The organism is Paenibacillus sp. HB172176 (assembly GCF_011947265.1).
Lineage (GTDB): Bacteria > Bacillota > Bacilli > Paenibacillales > Paenibacillaceae > Pristimantibacillus.
In genome coordinates, this window is record NZ_JAATHD010000009.1 from 209070 (window position 1) to 228821 (window position 19752).

Annotated in this window: 10 protein-coding genes and 1 riboswitch; of the genes, 1 reads left to right on the forward strand and 9 read right to left on the reverse strand. The window is 52.0% G+C overall.

The annotated features are described in order from the left end of the window. The 6 genes from HFP08_RS14385 to HFP08_RS14410 all read right to left on the reverse strand — a co-directional run. Positions 1-277, reverse strand: a 277-nt coding sequence (locus HFP08_RS14385) for a cadherin-like beta sandwich domain-containing protein (RefSeq protein ID WP_206109252.1), incomplete at its 3' end; no start/stop codon positions are given. A 31-nt stretch (positions 278-308) separates the two neighbouring features. Beyond that, complete coding sequence (locus HFP08_RS14390) at positions 309-3260, reverse strand: cadherin-like beta sandwich domain-containing protein (protein WP_168121277.1); 2952 nt, start codon at positions 3258-3260, stop codon at positions 309-311. A gap of 241 nt (positions 3261-3501) precedes the next feature. Further along, positions 3502-5346 (reverse strand): hypothetical protein, encoded by a 1845-nt coding sequence (locus HFP08_RS14395; protein ID WP_168121278.1) that lies wholly within the window; start codon positions 5344-5346, stop codon positions 3502-3504. A gap of 81 nt (positions 5347-5427) precedes the next feature. Next, positions 5428-9804: an AAA family ATPase gene (locus tag HFP08_RS14400; RefSeq protein WP_168121279.1), complete on the reverse strand. Its 4377-nt coding sequence runs from the start codon at positions 9802-9804 to the stop codon at positions 5428-5430. Between the two features lie 167 nt (positions 9805-9971). Beyond that, positions 9972-14963 carry an NHL domain-containing protein gene (locus tag HFP08_RS14405; protein WP_168121280.1) on the reverse strand — a complete coding sequence of 1664 codons (4992 nt, stop codon included), beginning with the start codon at positions 14961-14963 and terminating at the stop codon, positions 9972-9974. A gap of 198 nt (positions 14964-15161) precedes the next feature. Then, on the reverse strand, positions 15162-17030 hold the full coding sequence (locus HFP08_RS14410; protein WP_168121281.1) for a carboxypeptidase-like regulatory domain-containing protein: 1869 nt from the start codon (positions 17028-17030) through the stop codon (positions 15162-15164). Between the two features lie 420 nt (positions 17031-17450). On the opposite strand from HFP08_RS14410, the gene HFP08_RS29735 reads away from it, so the two are divergent. Beyond that, positions 17451-17582, forward strand: a complete 132-nt coding sequence (locus HFP08_RS29735) for a DUF6199 family natural product biosynthesis protein (RefSeq protein ID WP_481856575.1) — start codon at positions 17451-17453, stop codon at positions 17580-17582. 78 nt (positions 17583-17660) lie between these two features. On the opposite strand, the gene crcB (HFP08_RS14415) is transcribed toward HFP08_RS29735, so the two are convergent. The 3 genes from crcB (HFP08_RS14415) to HFP08_RS14425 form a co-directional block, all read right to left on the reverse strand. Beyond that, on the reverse strand, positions 17661-18017 hold the full coding sequence (crcB, locus tag HFP08_RS14415; RefSeq protein WP_168121282.1) for a fluoride efflux transporter CrcB: 357 nt from the start codon (positions 18015-18017) through the stop codon (positions 17661-17663). Beyond that, positions 18017-18436: a fluoride efflux transporter CrcB gene (gene crcB, locus HFP08_RS14420; protein ID WP_168121283.1), complete on the reverse strand. Its 420-nt coding sequence runs from the start codon at positions 18434-18436 to the stop codon at positions 18017-18019. The genes crcB (HFP08_RS14415) and crcB (HFP08_RS14420) overlap by 1 nt, the downstream gene beginning before the upstream one ends. A gap of 75 nt (positions 18437-18511) precedes the next feature. Beyond that, positions 18512-18572: riboswitch (Fluoride riboswitch) on the reverse strand. Between the two features lie 79 nt (positions 18573-18651). Further along, positions 18652-19728: a sulfate ABC transporter substrate-binding protein gene (locus HFP08_RS14425; protein WP_168121284.1), complete on the reverse strand. Its 1077-nt coding sequence runs from the start codon at positions 19726-19728 to the stop codon at positions 18652-18654. Between the last annotated feature and the right edge of the window lie 24 nt (positions 19729-19752).

Consider the following 19752-nt stretch of genomic DNA (forward strand, 5'->3'; position numbering starts at 1 on the left):
CGGCCCGCGTCACTTCGACCGTGTAGGTCTTAGTAGAGCTGTCCTGTGCCGTCACCACCACGGTGATCGTGTTCGCACCGACGTTCAGCGTGATTGGATCAGAGGCGCTGCCGCTCGTTACCGTATCGCCGTTCACCGTCACGGAAGAGGTTCCGACTTCCACGGTCGGAGTGACCTCGATGGTATTCACGCTATTGGCAACAGCGGCGGTATAGTCCTCCGTTCCCGATGCAAAGGCGGGATTCAGACTGCCTTCACTCAGTGTCAAGCTGCTCAAGTCCGCATTGCTCGAGGCGGCCCGTGTCACATCAATCGTGTAAGTCTTCGTCGAGCTGTCGCGCTGTCACTTGCACGGTGATCGTGTTCGCACCGACATTCAGCGCGATGGGGTCGGATGCGCTGCCACTCGTCACTGTATTGCCATTGACCGTCACGGTAGATGTCCCGGCGTCCACAGTTGGCGTGACCTCGATTGTATTCACACTATTGGCAACAGCGGCGGTATAAGCCTCCGTGCCCGAGGCAAACACGGGATCTAGACTACCTTCGCTTAGCGTCAAGTCGCTTAAGTTTGCGTTGCTAGAAGCGGCCCGTGTTACGTCAATCGTGTACGTTTTGGTCGAGCTGTCCTCTGCCGTCACCACCACGGTGATCGTGTTCGCGCCGACATTCAGCGTGATCGGATCAGAGGCGCTGCCGCTAACCACGGTATCGCCGTTGACCGTCACGGACGATGTGCCCGCGGCTGTTGTCGGCGTGACCTCAATCATATTCACGCTATTGGCGACAGCGGCGGTGTAAGCCTCCGTGCCCGAGGCAAACACGGGATCCAGGCTGCCTTCGCTCAGCGTCAAGTCGCTTAAGTTTGCATTGCTCGAAGCGGCCCGCGTCACTTCGACCGAGGTCTTGGTCGAGCTGTCCTGTGCTGTCACCACCACAGTAATCGTGTTCGCGCCGACGTTCAGCGCGATCGGTTCAGAAGCGCTGCCGCTAGTTACCGTATCGCCATTAACCGTCACGGTAGATGTCCCGACGTCCACAGTTGGCGTGACCTCGATTGTATTCACACTATTGGCAACAGCGGCGGTGTAGCCCTCCGTGCCTGATGCAAAGGCGGGATCCAGACTGCCTTCGCTCAGCGTCAAGTCGCTTAAGTCCGCATTGCTCGAGGCGGCCCGCGTTACTTCGATCGTATAGGTCTTCGTCGAGCTGTCCTGCGCCGTCACCACCACGGTGATCGTGTTCGTCCCGACATTCAGCGCGATCGGTTCAGAAGCGCTGCCGCTCGTTACCGTATCGCCGTTGACCGTCATGGTAGATGTGCCGACGGCCGTTGTTGGCGTGACCTGGATCGTATTCACGCTATTGGCAACAGCGGCGGTATAAGCCTCCGTGCCCGAGGCAAACACGGGATCCAGACTGCCTTCGCTCAGTGTCAAGTCGCTTAAGTTTGCGTTGCTCGAAGCGGCCCGTGTTACGTCAATCGTGTACGTCTTGGTCGAGCTGTCCTCTGCCGTCACCACCACGGTAATCGTGTTCGTGCCGACATTCAACGCAATCGGAGCAGAAGCGCTGCCGCTAACCACGGTATCGCCGTTGACCATCACGGTAGATGTGCCGACGGCCGTTGTTGGCGTGACCTCAATCGTACTCACGCTATTGGCAACAGCGGCGGTATAGTCCTCCGTTCCCGATGCAAAGGCAGGATTCAGGCTACCTTCGCTCAGTGTCAAGCTGCTCAAGTCCGCATTGCTCGAAGCGGCCCGCATCACTTCGACCGTGTAGGTCTTGGTCGAGCTGTCCTGCGCCGTCACCACCACCGTTATCGTATTCGCACCGACGTTCAGCGTGATCGGATCGGAAGCGCTGCCGCTGGTCACCGTCTCGCCGTTGACCATCACGGTAGATGTGCCGACGGCCGTTGTTGGCGTGACCTCAATCGTACTCACGCTATTGGCAACAGCGGCGGTGTAATCCTCCGTGCCCGATGCAAACGCGGGAGTCAGACTGCCCGCGCTCAGCGTCAAATTACTCAGATTCGCATTGCTCGAAGCGGCCCGCGTCACTTCGACCGTATACGTCTTGGTCGAGCTGTCCTGTGCCGTCACCACCACAGTGATCGTGTTCGTACCGACGTTCAGCGCGATCGGATCAGAAGCGCTGCCGCTGGTCACCGTCTCGCCGTTGACCGTCACGGTAGATGCACCGACAGCTGTTGTCGGCGTGACCTCGATCGAATTCACATTATTGGCGACGGAAGCAGTGTAGGACACCGTGCCTGATGCAAAGGCGGGATTCAGAGTGCCCGCACTAAGCGCAAGGCCGGTAAGGTCAGTAAATCCATAAAATGTGTGCCCGTTATTCGCAGCATAAACTTTGGCCAGAGAAGAATCATAGCTATAGATCGTTAGATCAGTCGGGGGTGATTGATTGTCCTCGAACGCATGTGCTCCGATTATCGTGTCGCCGCCATTGATCGTAACATTGGACAGTTGGTTATTGGAGAATGCATATTCTCCAATTTCCGTTATACTGTCTGGGATCGTAATACTTGTTAATGCGTTGGATTGAAATGCTGCAGCCCTAATTGTCATTGAGCTATCCGGAATCGCAACACTCGTCAAACTGTTATTTAAAAATGCACTATCTCCTATAGACGTTAGACTACTCGGTAGGGTGACGCTGGTCAGATTGTTATTCATGAATGCCTGCGCACCAATAGTCGTCACGCCTTCCAGAATCGTGACGCTGGTTAGTAAATTACTTCTGAAAGCTACTTGTCCTATAAGCGTCACACTTCCCGGAATGGTGACACTGGACAGGTTATTAAGAGCGAATGCACTTTCCCCTATTGTCGTCACGCCATCCAAAATGGTAACAGAAGTCAGACCGCTTTCTCTGAAAGCATTTAATTCAATTGTCTTAACACTACTCGGGATGGTTACACTCGTCAAATTGTTGTAGAGGAAAGCCTGAGTCCCAATAGTCCTAACACTATCAGGGATCGTAACACTGGTTAGTCCATTGCTTCTGAAAGCGTCTGTTCCAATTCCGATAACTGTCAAGCCATTCAATGTCCCAGGTATGTTCACATCCGTAGCCGTACCATTGTAGTCGAGAATCGTTGCCGTCCCGTCTCCATGATTCGTGTAAGTATAATCGCCGAAATTATCCGCCAGAACGGGTTGGCCGGGGATAGACACCGAGACGACTATCAGGAATACCAAAAAAAGAATAAACTTCGATACAATCCTTTGCAAAACCATAATCCTCCTTCAAACATTCGTCTTTGTCTTCGGTTGACAAAGACTTTTCCCTCATCTTACTAGAGCGCTATGAAAGAAAAATGAAAGAATAAATGAACTTGCTTGAGGGGGATGCCACGAATGAGAAATTTTTCTCACGAATGAACAGTATAATGGGATGCCGAATAGCCCTCCACTTCTCAGAGGGCTGTCCGTTTACGTTATTTCGTGAATACTCGGCCAAAAAATATAACTCCTACTTCGGAATCTCCTCTCCGCCGCCTGCTAAAGCAGGGTCCATGAATTGACGGAGCAGGGTGTCTAGCTGATGCAGGGATTCATTGACGTCCTTCGTGAAAATGTCTCCCTTGTTTTCCGACCAATCAAGGAACCTTCCCGCGATTTTCAACAGGTTGTTGTTCACCTGCTTGTTGTTCCTCTTCAGATGCGCTTGGTCGTCCTTGCCGCTTTCATTCTTATACGGCCAGTCTACCTCGTACGAATCCGCAGCATTCAGCAGCACCTTCTTCAGGTCAAATGCCTGCGCCAGCTTATATTTCTTCTCAAGCTCCGACTTCTGGGCGGTGTCCTGGCATTCCTCCCACGCCTTCTTCGCATCCAACTCCAGCGACTTGGCTTGTTCCCACTGCCCGATCATCTCGTGAATGTTCGTTAAAATGCTCTTGAAGCGGCCTCCATTGGCATCGGTCCGTTCCTTAAGCTCCTTCGCCTTCGCTGAAGCCCATGTTCCAAGCTTGTCCGCATCAATGGAATCCACCTCGCCCGCCCACGCACGCAACACGGATTGGTAGGTGTTAATCAAGGAATTTTCATATCCTTCGCCGGGCCAAAGGTTTTTTATGTTGCTGTTCAGGTGGCTGAGCACGAGCTGCATCACCGTTTCGAGCTTCTTCGTCTCGTTCATCGTCGTTAAGTCCGGGATTTTGTCTAGCTGCTTCCGATGGAGCGCATTTTCCTTCAGGGCAAGCTTCGTCTCCAGCTCGACCTTCTTCTGGGCCAGCGCGGCTTCAATGCCAAAGTCCTTATACAGCTTCGTGAACATTGTGCTCAAACCCTTAAAGCCCTCGTCTGTCGTTTGCGTTCGCATGACATATTTGGCCACATTAGCGACTGTCGACTTGATCGAGTGCCAAGCGATGACGTGTCGGCGATGATAGTCATCAAGCATACCCGGCAGCTCCTGCGCTTCGGTCTCAAAGCCCGGCCGACCGCCAATTTCAATGCTGTTCGCCGTTGCTTTGACCGTCACCTTTCCCCCGCCGCCTCCGGATGATCTAGCCGATACAGGAGGAGTAAGCCTCTCTTCGGCCCAGTATAACGCCATTTCGGCCTCCGGATTCGTGCCCTTAATCTCCTTCAGCTTCTTGGCGACAGCATCCCGAATATCAAGCTCCGGAAAATAATTATGCTTTGACTTTTTCGGACTCTCGAAGTAATCCCCTATGTTGAGGTCTTGCGGCTTGTCGCGGATGAAGACAGGCAAGGTAAAGCCCTTAAGCAGCTTAATCATCTCCGCTTTGCCGCCGTCGTCGGCAATATTCTGTGGAGATAGATTCGTATTCGCCGCATTTTGTTGATCGACCAAGTAAACTGCGCTCATGACGTTGAAGGACGAGGCGGCTGTACTCTGGCTCGTATCCATCGCATTCAACATGCCGTCAATCGATGCGTTCGCGAGACGTCTGCGAATTTCCTTGGCAATCTCCTTTGCTTCCGGAACGTCTTCCTCCATCTCCTTCAGCTTCCGCTCGATCTCCTTCGCCGTCGCAAACCCGTCATCCTTGCCAAGCAGCTTGTTAACATAGGTCAGGATCTCCTCCGGTTGGTCGGTATCCAGTTCCGCGCCTAGCTCGTTCTTAAATCCGATCGGCTTCATTTGAATTGGCGCCGAATTCGTCCTCTGCGGCAGACCTGAAGCTCCAGCAGTCTTCAACAGCCTGATGCTCGCTTGATTGCCGATCGACTGCTGCATCTGTCTAAGCTGCGCCAGCCCCACGGGGACTCCCGTCTGGCTGCTGCGCTGTCCTTCCGCCTGAGTCGGTTCGCTTGTCTTTGGCCCCTTGGAGAATCGTTCCCGCACACTATTTCTCCCCTTGTCAATTGGCGTAGTAATACAGATCCGAATCGTGTGTATTTCACTTGTGACTAGGCGCACTTGGAGCTAGGTTATCAGATGAAGCTCCTTCGCTTTGTTAATGGCCTGTACCCTTTTGTTGACCTGAAGTTTACCGTAAATGTTATTCGTATGTGTTTTGACTGTACCTTCCGTTATCGACAACCGCAACGCAATCTGCTTATTGGACAGCCCTTCGCCCATCAGTTTAACAACTTCCAATTCACGAACGGTTAAGGCTTCGACAATGAATATGGAGGACGGGGAATCTTCCTGTCTATCCTTCTTTCCAGTACTATCCTCCAAATGCCATAGCTTCATATAAATCATACGTGAGAATATGAGCTCCAGCATATCCACGCGATCCGGCGTGAACGCATCGGGAGTTTGATTGTTCTCCAGATATACCAGCCCTTCTCGATGAACGGAATCATGAATAGGCAAACACAATATCGATTGCGCCTGCAGCCGTTGAATATAGGAATCGCTTGCGAACATACTCTGCAAGGCCTCTCCTAGAATGATAGGCTCCTTCGTTCGATGGACGAACTGAACGACGCTATTGGAATAAGGCTCTTCCCGCTCCGGGTCGTCCTCCCGCTTCCGATTGATCTCGATTGCAGTATGAATGACGAACCGACCGTCATTGTCCAACAGGATAAGCCCCCTCTCCGCACCGGTCGTATGAAGAGCAAGCTGCAGGAATCGCTCCGACAAGGGCATACTCGGTTGATCATCCAGGAAGGTTCGAGCCGTTTGCTGCAGCATCTCCATATCCAGGTCCTGACTGAGGCTCGCTCCAGGCGGCATATGGATTGTTTTCCGATTTTCTTCCGTTTTCGTCTCGGGGGCGGTTTTGTCAGATTCATGCCAATCATCAATAGATAGCGAATGGAGTGCCGGAACGGTCGCCTGCAAGCTCCTCGCTTTCCCGGTTGCCCCCCATTTGTTATAAGCCTCGCAAGCTTCCCGAAGATAATGTTCATACTGAGATGAATCATTCCTATTCGCATAGAAGCCTGCGGCTGATTCCGCTGCAATCGCCTCGTCCCGATAATCGCCAGCTTGCCTTGCTGCATGGATCGCCTGATCGTATAGCTTAACCGCGTCTTCATATTTACGGTTCAACCTGGCGTATTCCGCCTGCATGATCCGATATTTGGACAACGTCTTGGGTGAGGCATCCGTCCACCTTCTCATCCGATTCATCTGCTTCCGCAGCGCTCTTCGTTGCTTGCCTTTCCACAATCGAGCATTCTCCGCAGCCATTCTCATAAGAGACAAGGCATAATAGAAGCAATGCTTCTGTTGAATCGACAGCAGAACATCTCTTCTTATTCGGACGGATTGCTCGGCCAGTGCGACCGCATCCGAATATCGATTGCACACGAACGCGACCTCAAGCTTGCATGAATAGAGGTAATACCAGGTGCCTTTCTCCTCATTAGACATCACTTGCTCCAACCACCTGTCATTCTCCGGCATGTCCGCGATATGAAAGAGCAACTGCTGGTCATCGAGAGGCCGCTGCAATCGCTCGATGTATCGATTGGTAATGTGAACCGCCCGAAGTGTAATGGCATTGAGCCATTGGGCATTCTCCCACTCATAGGTGTGACAAATTTGGTCCAACCGTCTTAAATCCTGATCATAGGTGATGATATGGCAGGCAATCGCATTCCCCGCATTTACCATATCTCCGCATTCCAAGCTGAGCTGCGCCGCGCTTTCGAAGCTGGAGACGACTTCTTCTTTGGCATGAAAGTGTTGCTTGGCCAAACCCAGATACAACTGCATCTTTCCTCTGAGCACCAGGCTGTCCGATTGCTCAGCGTAAGTCCAGGCTATCTCGATCAAACGCGCCGTTGTCCGATATTGACCAAAACCAAAACCAATGGCGGCGGCATAAGAGCCAAGCGCAATGGAGAAGGCGTCGTCTCCAAGACCATGCTGCAGGGACAATCGGACATACTTCGCGAATAAGATAATGGATAATGCCGGATTGACGATAAAAATAACGGATGAAGCGACCGTCACGATTTGAGCCAAGGCTTGATGGTTCATCTCGCGATTAATCGGCAATTGGTCGAGACGCATACGATATCTGCTTAACAATAGCTGGGTCCGTGCGATTTCAACGAGCATGGATGGGACAGATGCCGCAGAAGGCATAGAGAGTCCACATTCATTCATCGCCAGCACCGCTATATCAACAGCTTCGTTCATTCTGTTATGGAAGCTGTACATCATGATCATGATTGAGTAAATTCGAGAACGATCGGATAAATCATCGGCATGCCGCAGCAACTCGTGCAAATCCGCCTCCGCATGACCAATATCGCCAGAGAAGTAGAGACATTCCGTGCGTTCCAGCACCAGTTGAAAGTAAAGCCCATCGGATCGAGACCAGCCCTCCGTTCCGACCAATTCAGCCCCGATCAGGAAGAAGCTCAGAGCTTGTCCATAAGCAGCGGAAGATTTCGCCTTCCTGCCTGCTTTAAGGTTCATGAGAGCTAATTGGTCGAGCTCCCTATCCCTCTTCATATACGCACGACCTGCATTGAAATGATGGACGACTTGAAACAAGTGATCTTCCGCAATGTCAGTTGGAATAGCGTGCAGCAGGGCACGTCCGATTTCCAAATGCACCTGCTTTTTCTCCTCATTAGAAATGAGATCATAAGCGACCTTCTGTACTTGATCATGCTGGAATCTTAACTGTTCATCCTCAATGACAATCCACCCTTCGTTGACAGCAGGCGAAAGCATCCTAGTGACATGCTCAGCATCCATACCTGCGATGAGCGACAGGGGCTCAATATCGATAGCGGCTCCCAGGCAGCCAGCCCGTTGCAGCAGCAGACGCGTCTCTTCCGGGAGGACTTCAATTCGGCTTCTTATTAAATCGATAACATGCTGAAAGCCCTTCATGTCTTTGATCGCTTGCAATTCCCATTGCCATCGCAATTGCTTGAAGTCGAAAGACAGAAGCTTCTGATCATAGCAAGTTTGCAGCATTTGCCTCAGGTAAAGCGGATTGCCCGCGGTTTGTTGATAGAGAATATCCGTTAACGGCTTCAACTCATCCGGGTCAGCGTTCAATGTTTCAGAAAGATACAGTGTGACATCGGAATAACTGAGGGCATGCAGCTTCATGGCTTGAAACCCGGCAGCATCCGAAAGGGATAGCTCCAGCAGCCAGGGATGCAGCTCATGCCGCTCGTCAACCTCATCCTCCCGATACGCTCCAATGATCATTACATGCCGAAGCGACGATTGCTGCCATAAATCGCGAAGCAGATGAAGACTTGCCGAATCTGCCCATTGCAGATCATCAAGGCCAATGATGAGCGGATGTTGCTTGCTCGCAAACGCTTGAATCAAATTGCCGAACAGCTTGCGGAAGCGGTTCATCGCCTCTGCAGGCGGCAAAGCCTCTACTGGCGATAGCTCTCCAACCAGCCAGGTTAATTCAGGAATCACTTGTGTAAGCACGCTCCCGCTTCGACCCAGGATCTTGGTAATCTTCGCTTTCCATCGCTCAACCTGTGCATCCCCGCTCGCCAATAGCTGTCGGAGTCGATGGGTGACAGCAGCGATTAAGGGAGCGTAAGGCTTCGATTCCCGGATCGATTCAGACTTGCCATAGACGAAAATTCCATTGTCCCGGGATACGTACTCCCGCAACGCCCTCATTAAGGAAGATTTGCCGTTCCCGGCATGTCCTCCTATGAAGAACAGCTCCTTCGAGCCGGAACAGACACGCGCATAGACGTCGAGCAATTGCTGCCATTCCCGGCTCCGACCATAAAGCTGGCTCGGCAATCGCAGAACGCTTCGCTCATCCAATTCGCCAAGCGGAAACCGTTCAATCTCTCCTGTCTTCGTCCATTGATCGGCGCATCTTAGCAAATCTTCTTGAAGCCCGCGAGCGCTTTGATAACGATCCGTCGGCGCCTTGGAGAGAAGCTTCATGACAAGATCATTGATTTGCTGCGGAATTCGCGGCTGTAAGGCAAGAGGCGGCTCCGGCAGCACGGCCATATGAGCATGAATCCATTCGTTTAACGTACTTGCCTGGAATGGAAACTCGCCGGTCAGCCATTCATAGAACAGAATGCCAATTCCATACAATTCACTGCGAAGATCGGGCTGCCGCGTCATGCGCCCGCCGTGCTCCGGAGACAGATAGGCGTAAGCATGACCATATTCTTCATCATCAACTGGGCGCCACTTCAGCAACAACTCGTCCCCTTCCATCTGCAGCGTTATATGTTCAGGATTCATGCTCCGGGGGATGGTCTGATTCTGATGCCATTCACTAATCAGCTCCACTGCTTGAAGCGCCAGCTTGAAGAAGAGCGGTATATCCATTCGATTTGAATCCATGAATGCTCTTAAGCTCATCTCACGTCTTTCATTCAAAGCAATCTACCCCTCCACTGTCGAACAATGTCACCTAATTATACTAGATATTCGATGAGATGAAACCGGTTATTCCGTTCCCTCATAGCGAAGGTGACATGCGAAGTGCACAGACAAAAGCCTCTTTATCGACAATTGTCCATAAAGAGGCTAAAGTCAGTCGTTCACTAGATTAAGCCCGATTGCTTAAGAAGGTTCTCCAGAATAGTTGCGACTTCGGCCCTTGTCATCCATGACTGCGGCGCTAATTCGGCAGGGGTTCTTCCGTGAATCAGCCCTGACTTCACGCCGGCAGCAACCCCGCTTCTAGCCCATGGCGAAACGTCGGATGCATCCCCATAGAATTCCAGGATTTGATTCGGATCGCTTGCCGGCAAGGTCGCATCCAGTCCGGTCAGCTTCATGGCATTCGCGAGTATCACCATCGCCTGCTCCCGGGTCAATTGTTCCATCGGGCGGAAGGATTCGTCCGCATAGCCGTTAATCAAGCGATAGGCATACGCCGTTTCGATCGCGCTGCCGTACCAATCGCTTGACTCTACATCATGGAATGCCGATGTGCCGTCGCCGCTCGGCTCCAGCCCTAACGCCCGTACGATCATCACAGCAAACTCTCCTCGAGTGATGTTCCGATCCGGGGCAAACTGATTGTTCCCGACACCGGCGAGCACGAGGCGCGATCCCAAGTCGTTCACGGCATCCTTGGCCCAATGGTGCTCCATATCGGCGAACGCGACCTCATGATGAATTAAGGCATACATACTGTTTGTCGTACTATTGATGATGGCTTGCCCATTCTCGATATGAGTCGGAACAGGCTGCAAGGAGCCGTCTATGTTCAGACGTACCGCGGTAGTTGCCCTGTTGCCCTCCGAGATGGAGATGGTTCGTTGCACGTAGCGATTGAACGTGCTAACTTCTACGGTTTGCCCATTGTAGGTCGCTTGAACGGTGAAATGAATCCCTTGTCCGACTATGGCAGCCCCGTTCTTTTGCGCTGCGTTCTCCAGCGTCGTCTGCTCTTCCTCGGATGTCTTGGCAATCTGGACGGTTATCTTCACATCGCTTAAATTCACATCCGTCCCGAATTGCTTCGCCAACTGCTCATTCAGTTGTTTTGCCGGAAGGGAATACGAAGCGCTGCCCGCTTTCACTTCCAATACCGCATTGCTCTGATCCATCCCCTTGATCATTTGTCCATTCAGCTCTGCGTTAACCATATCGGATGAATCGGGTCCCTGAATCGTTATGACCGCATTCTGCCCCTTGGCATCGAGCTGACTCTGCAGCTTTTGCTCATCTACAGCAATGGTCGTAACGGTCCTCCCATTGTCCTGCTTCTCGCTGACGGTCCCTACATCATCCCCTGTCGAACCGGAACTCGCGCCGACGCTGCCGCTTGTCCCCGAAGAGCCGCTCGTTCCCGAAGAACTTGGCGTCCACACCGCATACAACATCACATGGGCCGTACCGACGTTTACCGTGGAACCCGCTGCAAGCGAGGTGCCGCTGCCGTTAGCCTTCGTATTCCATCCGGCAAAGGCATAACCCGTTCTCGTCAGGGAACCGCTGTTCCCTGCCACGGTTGCCTTATCTCCGCTGAGGTGCGGATCGCTATCGGTCGGTACGCTGCCGCCCGTGTTTCCGTTGCCGAAGTAAGTGACCGAATATCCCGGGCCCATCTCCAAGATACGATTGTTCCCTGTATCTGCAACGTACACATTATCATAGTTGTCAACTGCCAGTCCCCGAGGATTATTCAGTCCGGCCGAGATTCCCGGTATTGGGCTAATCGATCCATTACTAGCTTGGACGATCCGATTGTTTCCCGTTTCCGAGATGTACAGCTTTCCGTTGCTATCCACGGCTACGCCGTAAGGTTGTTTAAGTCCGGAGGACGATGCTACAATCGTGTTGTAATTATAGTTCGTAATTCGATTGTTCCCCGTATCCGCAATATACACATTGCCGCTGCCGTCTACTGCCACGTCATGAGGATTTAGAAGAATATCCCAATAGAATTGTGTGAATCCGTCAGGATATCGTTTACCTCTTATATTCGCTTCCGAATCCGTGTAGTACATGGTCTGCTCACGATTTACAGCCACGCCCGTCGCTTTGACATATTCCGGTGCGGATGACAGAGTTCTAATGGTACCCGTTTCATCGACTTGCCGGAAGACGGCATTTTTCGAATCCGCAATGTACACATTCCCCTCCACATCCACAGCCACGCCTTCCGGAGCGTTCAACATGGCTTCCTTCGCGGGTCCACTGTCGCCGCTGTATCCAGCGGTACCAATACCTGCGAATGTGCGGATTGCCCCGGTGGAGAAATTCCGCTTCAGAATGCGATTGCTGCCCGTATCCGCAATATACACATTACCGGCGGCATCCACTGCCACATCATTCGGATTACTCAATCCATTTGCTATTGTTCTGACAATCCAATCGGGCTGCCACTGCGCATAAAGCGTCACATCTTCCGTATTTAACGTGATCGTACCGTCTGCGACATACGTTATTCCGCTGCCATCAGCCATCGTATTCCATCCGGTGAACGTATTCCTGGTTTTCGTCAAATTTCCGGTGTTCCCAATCACGTTCATCGTATCGCCACGCAGATACAAGCTGCCGTCTGTCGGTACGCTGCCGTCCGTGCTTCCATTGCCGTCATAGGTTACCGAAAGCGGCTGACCCGCCATCCTTACACGATCGTTGCCTGAATCGGCAATGTACACATTCCCGCTGCTGTCCGCGGCTATGCTATAGGGATGATCCAGCTCGGCTTCAGTCGCTAGTCCGCCATCGCCGCTATACCGGGCTGTTCCATTTCCTGCGACTGTGCTGATGATGCCATATGGATTCACAACCCGCATGACATGGTTGTTGTAATCGGCGATATATACATTCCCGCTGCCGTCCACAGCCAGGCCTGTCGAATTATTCAGTTCTGCGGCTGTCGCGGCTCCTCCGTCCCCGCTGTACCCTTCCGTTCCGCTTCCTGCGAATACGGAGATATGTCCAGCTTGATCAACCTTCAAGACGCGGTAGTTGTCCCAATCCGTGAAATACACATTGCCGTTGCCGTCCACAGCTATGCCATAAGGCTGGCTCAGCTTCACTTCCGTCGCCAGCGCTCCGCTTCCAATATCCTCTTGATCTCCGCCGCCCGCGAAGGTACTGATCTTCCCTTCACTGTCTACTTTCCGAATCACATAGTTATTCGTATCCGCGATGTACACATTCCCGGCCGAGTCCACGGCGACGTCTAAAGGCTGGTTCAACTCGGCAGATGACGCCGTTCCTCCGTCGCCGCTATACCCGGACGTTCCATTCCCCGCTATCGTGCTGATTTCCCCTTCACTGTCCACTTTCCGTATGACATGGTTGCTCGAATCCGCAATGTACATATTCCCGGCTGCGTCCAGGGCCAAGCCAAACGGTAATCTGAACTCAGCGGATGACGCGTCTTCTCCATCACCGCTATACCCGGACGTTCCGTTCCCAGCGATCGTGCTGATCTTGCCTTCGCTGTTCACTTTACGAATCACATTGTTAAAGGTATCCGCGATGTACACATTCCCATCGTTGTCCGCAGCCAAGCCGCCGCCTGTAAGTTTGGTTTGCCCAAAAGGCGTTTCCAGATGCAGCTCGGCAGACTTGGCCGCTCCCCCGTCACCGCTGTAATCAGGAGTGCCACTTCCCGCTATCGTGGTCATGAACCATTGTTTCCACTGCGCGTACAACGTCACGTTGGCGGTACCCATGGTCATCGGAGCGCCCGCGGCGTACGTTGTTCCGCTGCCATCGGCTTTCGTGTTCCACTCGGCAAAAATATAATCCGGCTTCGTCATGCTGCCGCTGTTTCCTGCCGCAAGCACGGACGCCCCCTGCTTGTACGAGTGGCTGTCGGTCGGCACACTGCCTCCCGTATTTCCATTGCCATCGTAAGTCACCACATACTCGGCTTCGGGTACAGCATTTACTTCATTGGAATACGCGCTGGAGCCGCCCTCGGAATTGACGGCTTTTACCGCGAAATAATAAGTGCTGCCATTCGTCAGACCGGTTACCGTATAGCTGTAAGTCGAGCCGTTTACGGTGCCAACCGCCGATGCGCCGTATGACCCCGATGCCGTTCCTGCATATACGCTGTATGAATCCGCTCCGGCCGTGCTCATCCAGTTCAGCGTGACCTGACTGTCTCCCGCCAACGTAAGCAGAATCGTCGGCGCCTCGACATAAATCGCCTCAACGACCGTCACCTGAACGAAGTCGCTAGAGATCCACGACGTTGTGCTGCCTGCCGTATTGGTGACTTCCACATAATAATAAGTTGTCCCTTGCGCTTCCGTCGGAGCCGCATAGGTGGCATGGGTTGCACCTGTGATTTCCTGCCAGTCAGGAGGGAAATTCACATTTCCCGTCGTGTTTCGATACCATTGATAGCTTAAAACTCCGGTCGTTACCGCCGCATCCACGCTTAGGCTTGCCGTCTCGCCCACATGTACCGTCAGATTACCCGGCTGCTCGTTGATGACAGGCGTGATGTCATCATAATCGGTGTCACCGCCGCCTGTGGCGCCGCCTGTTTCACCACCATCACCCGGATCGCCTCCGCCAGGGTCGCCTCCAGGAATGCCGCCGCCAGGAGGAATAACATCGACGGTTGTTGTGTCCGTTACGCCAAATGCCGTAATGGTAACCGTTCTCGATTCATTCGCTATAGGAAGATATTCCATACTGTTATTCGACAACGTCACGCTCCTGAGCAAGGCTTGCCAAGTAGCGGCATCCGTTTCTCCTACAAAGGTAAGAGAGGTTACAGGTGTATCCCCATTAGAAGCTTGAACAACAGGATCAGCAGGCTTTATCGTATTGTCGTAGTCGAGCATGTTCCCTTGCCCTGTCACTTCTATGGTGACCGACATATTCAATGGGTCCGTCCCATCATATTGAACAATCAGCCCGTCATCGATATTAACTTTGGCTTCTGGTGATACAGAAAGATCAAGTGTGGCATTGTCTCCGGAAAGCACAATCAGATCCTCATTCGATACTTCCGCCCTCGCTATTCCAGAGATCGGAAGAGTCATGCTAAGAATCAAGACCCACAGCATAATGCTCTTGTAAAATCGTTTATTGTTGACTATCAAACTTTACAACCTCCTAATCAATACGCTATGAATTTCAGCGATTCTTGTCGTTTCATAGGGACATTATCCTATATCTTTGCCTGCAATAACTCTACCAAAAGGTATAGAAGGCTAAAAAAGCCGGGCAAATCGCAGGAATAATCCTGTATTCGCCCGGCTTTATGATCTTATTCCACCTCTTGCTTTTAAACCGAATAATCAAACGTCGTTCTTGTCGTTTTCATGTTTGTCTTTATCTTTGCCTTTGTCAGCCTTAACTTCCGCCGGAACGGTCACAATCGCCGAAGCAGCAGCCGTATTACCCGCTTTATCCATCACCGTATACGTTACTGTATACTCTCGATAGCCATCTTTCTTCGAGCTCTCGGCAAGCAGGTCGAACACCGTATCGTATGTGCCGTAATCCGCATTCTGGATATCCTCCAACGCATGTTCTCCGTGCTTCTTGTTCTTAGAATCTTTAGCATGCTTGGAACCCTTATCCGATTCATTGAAGGTAATGGAAGTTAGTTGAATGAACGCTACTCCTGATCCCTCATCCACGCCTTGCACCTCGGCATGAATCTCCTTCATTTGATGTTTTGCAGGTGTCAATTCATCTGGAGTGAGGGTAATGATCAGCGACGGAGCCGTCTTGTCGATGTTCATCTCGAGTTGCTTTGTTTCTTCCCTGTTTCCGGCCTGGTCCATGCTTCGATATTGCAGCGTTTGCTCCCCTTCGCTTGCTAGCGTTATAGCTCCCTCATACGCTATCCAGGTTAGCCCACTGTCCAGACTATACTCCGTCTGTTCGATTCCGGATAAGTTGTCCGAAGCCTGCAGGCTGACATGGACATCCGTGTTGTACCAATGATCGCTGGAGGCAGATTCCGAGATGAGCGCAATTGTTAATGGAGCTGTTTTGTCCAAACTAATGTTCACGGAAGCCGTTCCGATCGCTTCCTCATCATCAACAGCTGCACCGGTAATCACTTGATCCATTCCCTCCGTGGCTACTAAAACTGGCGGATCAACGCTATAATTAGCGGAGTCAGAATCATAAACGTCGAAATATACATAAACATTCTCGTTGTACCAGCCGTTATAATCAGGCTCGCGTTCGACCAGCGCTGTAACGATTGGAGGATCATTCTTATAGAGCGTCACGGTTAAATTCCGAGTCCCCCCATCTAATAAGATCTCCTCCGTATACGTTTCAAATCCCGAAGCAGATATGTCAAGCGTGTACAAGCCCCCTTTGATCACACCGGAGGAAAAATAAGCGCCAGGCTCTGTCAGGGTCACTTCTGTTCCGGTCAAATTAACAATTGCGTCGCCAATCGGAGCATTGCTTTCATCTACAACTTCAATATTCAGAAGAGTATTCAACGCGCCCGGATAAACATCCCATTCCTGCAGATTGACAGTCTTCTGATCGCCAAGATGCAGCTCGACATTTGTCTCACGGGCATAGGTTAAATCATCATTATTCATGAGACTGTAGTTATTGGGGCCGCGATAACCATAGAATTCCCCAGGGATAGTGGAGAAGGAATAGTTGCCTTCGGAATCTGTAGTTGTATCCGCGATTTTAATCCATCCCTCGTGATGGCCCAGATAGACGTATAAGCTAAGCGGGTAATCTCCGATAGGGGTCTCGAACTCATCAGTGAACGTGACCTTCCCAGACACAGTAGCCCGCTCGACAGGCATCTGGAAATCGAAGCTGTCCGACTGTAAGTCATTCACGATTACGAATCCTTGCACCCGCAAAATAACGAACAGCGGGTCGCCAAACTTTTTTGTAAACGTTATATCATACTCCCCGTTCTCATCGGTTGTCGTTGTCATAAGCGCATGATAACCGTAAGGACCGTCCGAAGTATACGATCCCACTTCAATCTCCGCGCCTTCAATCGGGTTTCCCCCGGCATCCGTAATCGTTCCATGCAACGACCGTTCGACTTCATCTCCTACTTCAGCAGCATGACCGACATTCGCGAATGTTGTCAGGAATAACATGATGATTGCCAAAACAAATAAATTCTTACCCTTCTTTCCCACGCCGTAACTCGTCATTACTGACATTTATTCGCCTCTTCTCGCTATTCTTATTTGAGAACATACATGTTCTTTTATAAGAATACCACTTTATGGCTAATTTGTAAGCTGCAAGATTCTCGTCGATGAAGGCCGTAACATCCTCAAAGAGCTCTTTGTTCTTCATGCTCCGCTTCTGTTCCAACTGACCGAGAATCAAATCATAGAGCGTCTGCATGTAGCTAACCATGCTTTGCATCTTCTCCAATTCCAGCAAATCCGTGTAGCGGAGCTGCTGGATGATCGGCTGAAATCCGAGATTGGAGTCGATCTCATAGGTCCCCGTTCCACAGCGATGCGCCTCAAGATCTCTGTTTTTGTTTTCTCCCTGCCAGATAGACCCCGCTCAGAATGAATATCAGCCCCGCGAGCATCGTCCAATGTAGTTATGAACGATTCCAGACGGTCATGTTCTATCTCTCTCCTAGCGCGTGGAACGCGAGGGATCCTGAGCCTAGCGACTTCTATTATATAATGTGCAAGCTCGCTGGAATCATCGTGAATATTGCTGCTATAGTGGTTGCGTTCAAGGCGTTCTAGCGTTCCAAGTTTTCAACCTCCAACTGAAATAGCAGATCGACGAGCCCAAGCCCCTGGTCTGGCGAACATGGAGCCTCTTCAAGCGGCAAGCGCCCAACCTGCATAAGCAAGCAAAATGCCCAGCACCACCGATGTCGAAGCGTATCTCGCCGCTTTGGCCGTCTCTTTGTTCCGAAGCATCAGCTGAATCTCGTATCCGAAGGTGGAGAAGGTGGTGTATGCGCCGAGGAAGCCGGTGCCAAGCAGCAGCCAGGTCCAATCGGGAATGGACTCCCGCATATGCAGCGCAGCGAGAATGCCAAGCGCGAATGAGCCGGTCAAATTGATGATCCATGTGCCAAGCGGGAAGGTTCCCTTGATTCGGGAAGCGACCCACTTGCCCAGCAAGAAACGGGTCATGGCGCCGAAGATGCCTCCAAGTCCAACGAATAGCATTATCTCTCCCCTCCTTCTGCCGACTGTGTTCTCCCATGCACGGGATGCTGCGCGTTCATCCTCATCCCGAGCTTCGCTCCCAGGAGAGCTAATCCGATCCCTCCCAGCAAGCTAACCAGTACATACAGCAGAGCCTGAGCAGTGTTGCCGTCTCGAAGGAGAGTCGTCGTCTCCACCGAGAAGGTGGAGAAGGTCGTGAAGGCGCCGGTGAAGCCGGTGCCGAGCATAAGCACAACATTAGGATGGAAAGTCGTCCGCTTGACGATTACCGTGAAGAACCACGCCAGAAACAAGCAGCCAAGCAGATTAATGATCAGCGTTCCTGCCGGAAAATGACCCCTCACTCCAATTCGCTCCCCCAGCTCATAGCGCAATATAGCGCCTGCAAATCCTCCGATTCCTACAGCGATTACGTTCACAAGCCATTCCTCCCCTTTTCTTTCCCGCGCATGTTAACAGCCTCCCCAACAAAACAAACTCCTACCAGCACAAAGAAGCTGGTAGGAGTCATTAGTCGCATGGACGGTTATGGCGAACTCCATCGCCGATGTTATTGTTCCTATTAGTATATCCCAAGACTTCCCATGATGCAATCTGTTCCTAACGCTGCCGCATATCTATCCAGCCGAGACGGCTACTTCGTATTCTCAACCACTTCATCCCAGATGCCGCCATCCGCATAGATCGTTGATCTAACCTGAGCCCATCCGCCGAGATAATCGATATCGAACAGTCCTCCAGGCGTTGTATATTGGTCGGCGAACCGCTCGCCGACCTGGGAATCGACGGCGCGAAAGCCTCGCTTGGCAAATTCGGTCTGCGCCTCCTTGGTCCACAAGAAATCGACGAAGGCGTCGGCCGCTTCCTTGACGCCGTGCTTCTCGGCATTCATATCGACTACGGCGACAGGGTTGACGATGCGGATCGTGTAGTTCGGCACGATGATGCCATAATGCTCGCCCGCCAGGTTTCGAGCCAGCAATTCATTCTCGTAAGTGATGACAGCGTCCCCAATGCCCTTCTCGAACGTTGTCATCGATTCACGTCCGCTCTTGTCCAGCGCCTTCACATTGCGATAGATTCGGCTCAGCAGATCCTTCGCTTTCGACGGATCGGCCGCCCCGGCCTCCTCGCTGAGCTTGAGACCCGCGCCGTATATCGCGTTCACATCCCATTGCGCTCCACCGGATGTCTTCGGATTCGGAATCAACACCTCGACGCCGTTCTTCGTCAAGTCTTCCCAATCCCGTATATTCTTCGGATTGCCATCCCTTACGCCCAGCGCAACGACAGATTCGGTAATCATTCCGCCGTGAGGCTTGCTTCGCCAATCTTCGGTTATCAAGCCCGCCTCTTCGATCTTGTCGATATCTCCCTCCAGCGACAGAAGCGCGATATCCGCCTCGAAGCCCTGGGCGATCGCCCTGGCTTGCGCGCCAGAGGCTTCGTAGGATTCCTTGAAGATCACCGTCTGTCCAGACTTCTCCTTCCAATACGTCTGGAACAAAGGAATAATGGCCTGCACCGCTTCCTTCGGCACCGAATATGCGCCAAGCGTGAGCGTCACCTTCCCGGATGCGGATGCATCCCCGTCCGCCTCCGTATCTTGATTGCCTGCCGAATTGCCGCAGCCGCTCACAGCCGCCATGATAAACAGGCTTGCAATTCCCGCCGCCGCAACCAAGCGCGCTCTCTTCTTATTTAACTTCATCTTCCATCTCTCCCTCTCCCAAAA

Bases quoted from the DNA above. Each gene is read 5' to 3' on its own strand.
- HFP08_RS14410 (WP_168121281.1), bottom strand. From the start codon at position 17,030: ATGTCAGTAATGACGAGTTACGGCGTGGGAAAGAAGGGTAAGAATTTA.
- HFP08_RS29735 (WP_481856575.1), top strand. From the start codon at position 17,451: ATGTTCTATCTCTCTCCTAGCGCGTGGAACGCGAGGGATCCTGAGCCT.
- crcB (WP_168121282.1), bottom strand. From the start codon at position 18,017: ATGCTATTCGTTGGACTTGGAGGCATCTTCGGCGCCATGACCCGTTTC.
- HFP08_RS14425 (WP_168121284.1), bottom strand. From the start codon at position 19,728: ATGAAGTTAAATAAGAAGAGAGCGCGCTTGGTTGCGGCGGCGGGAATT.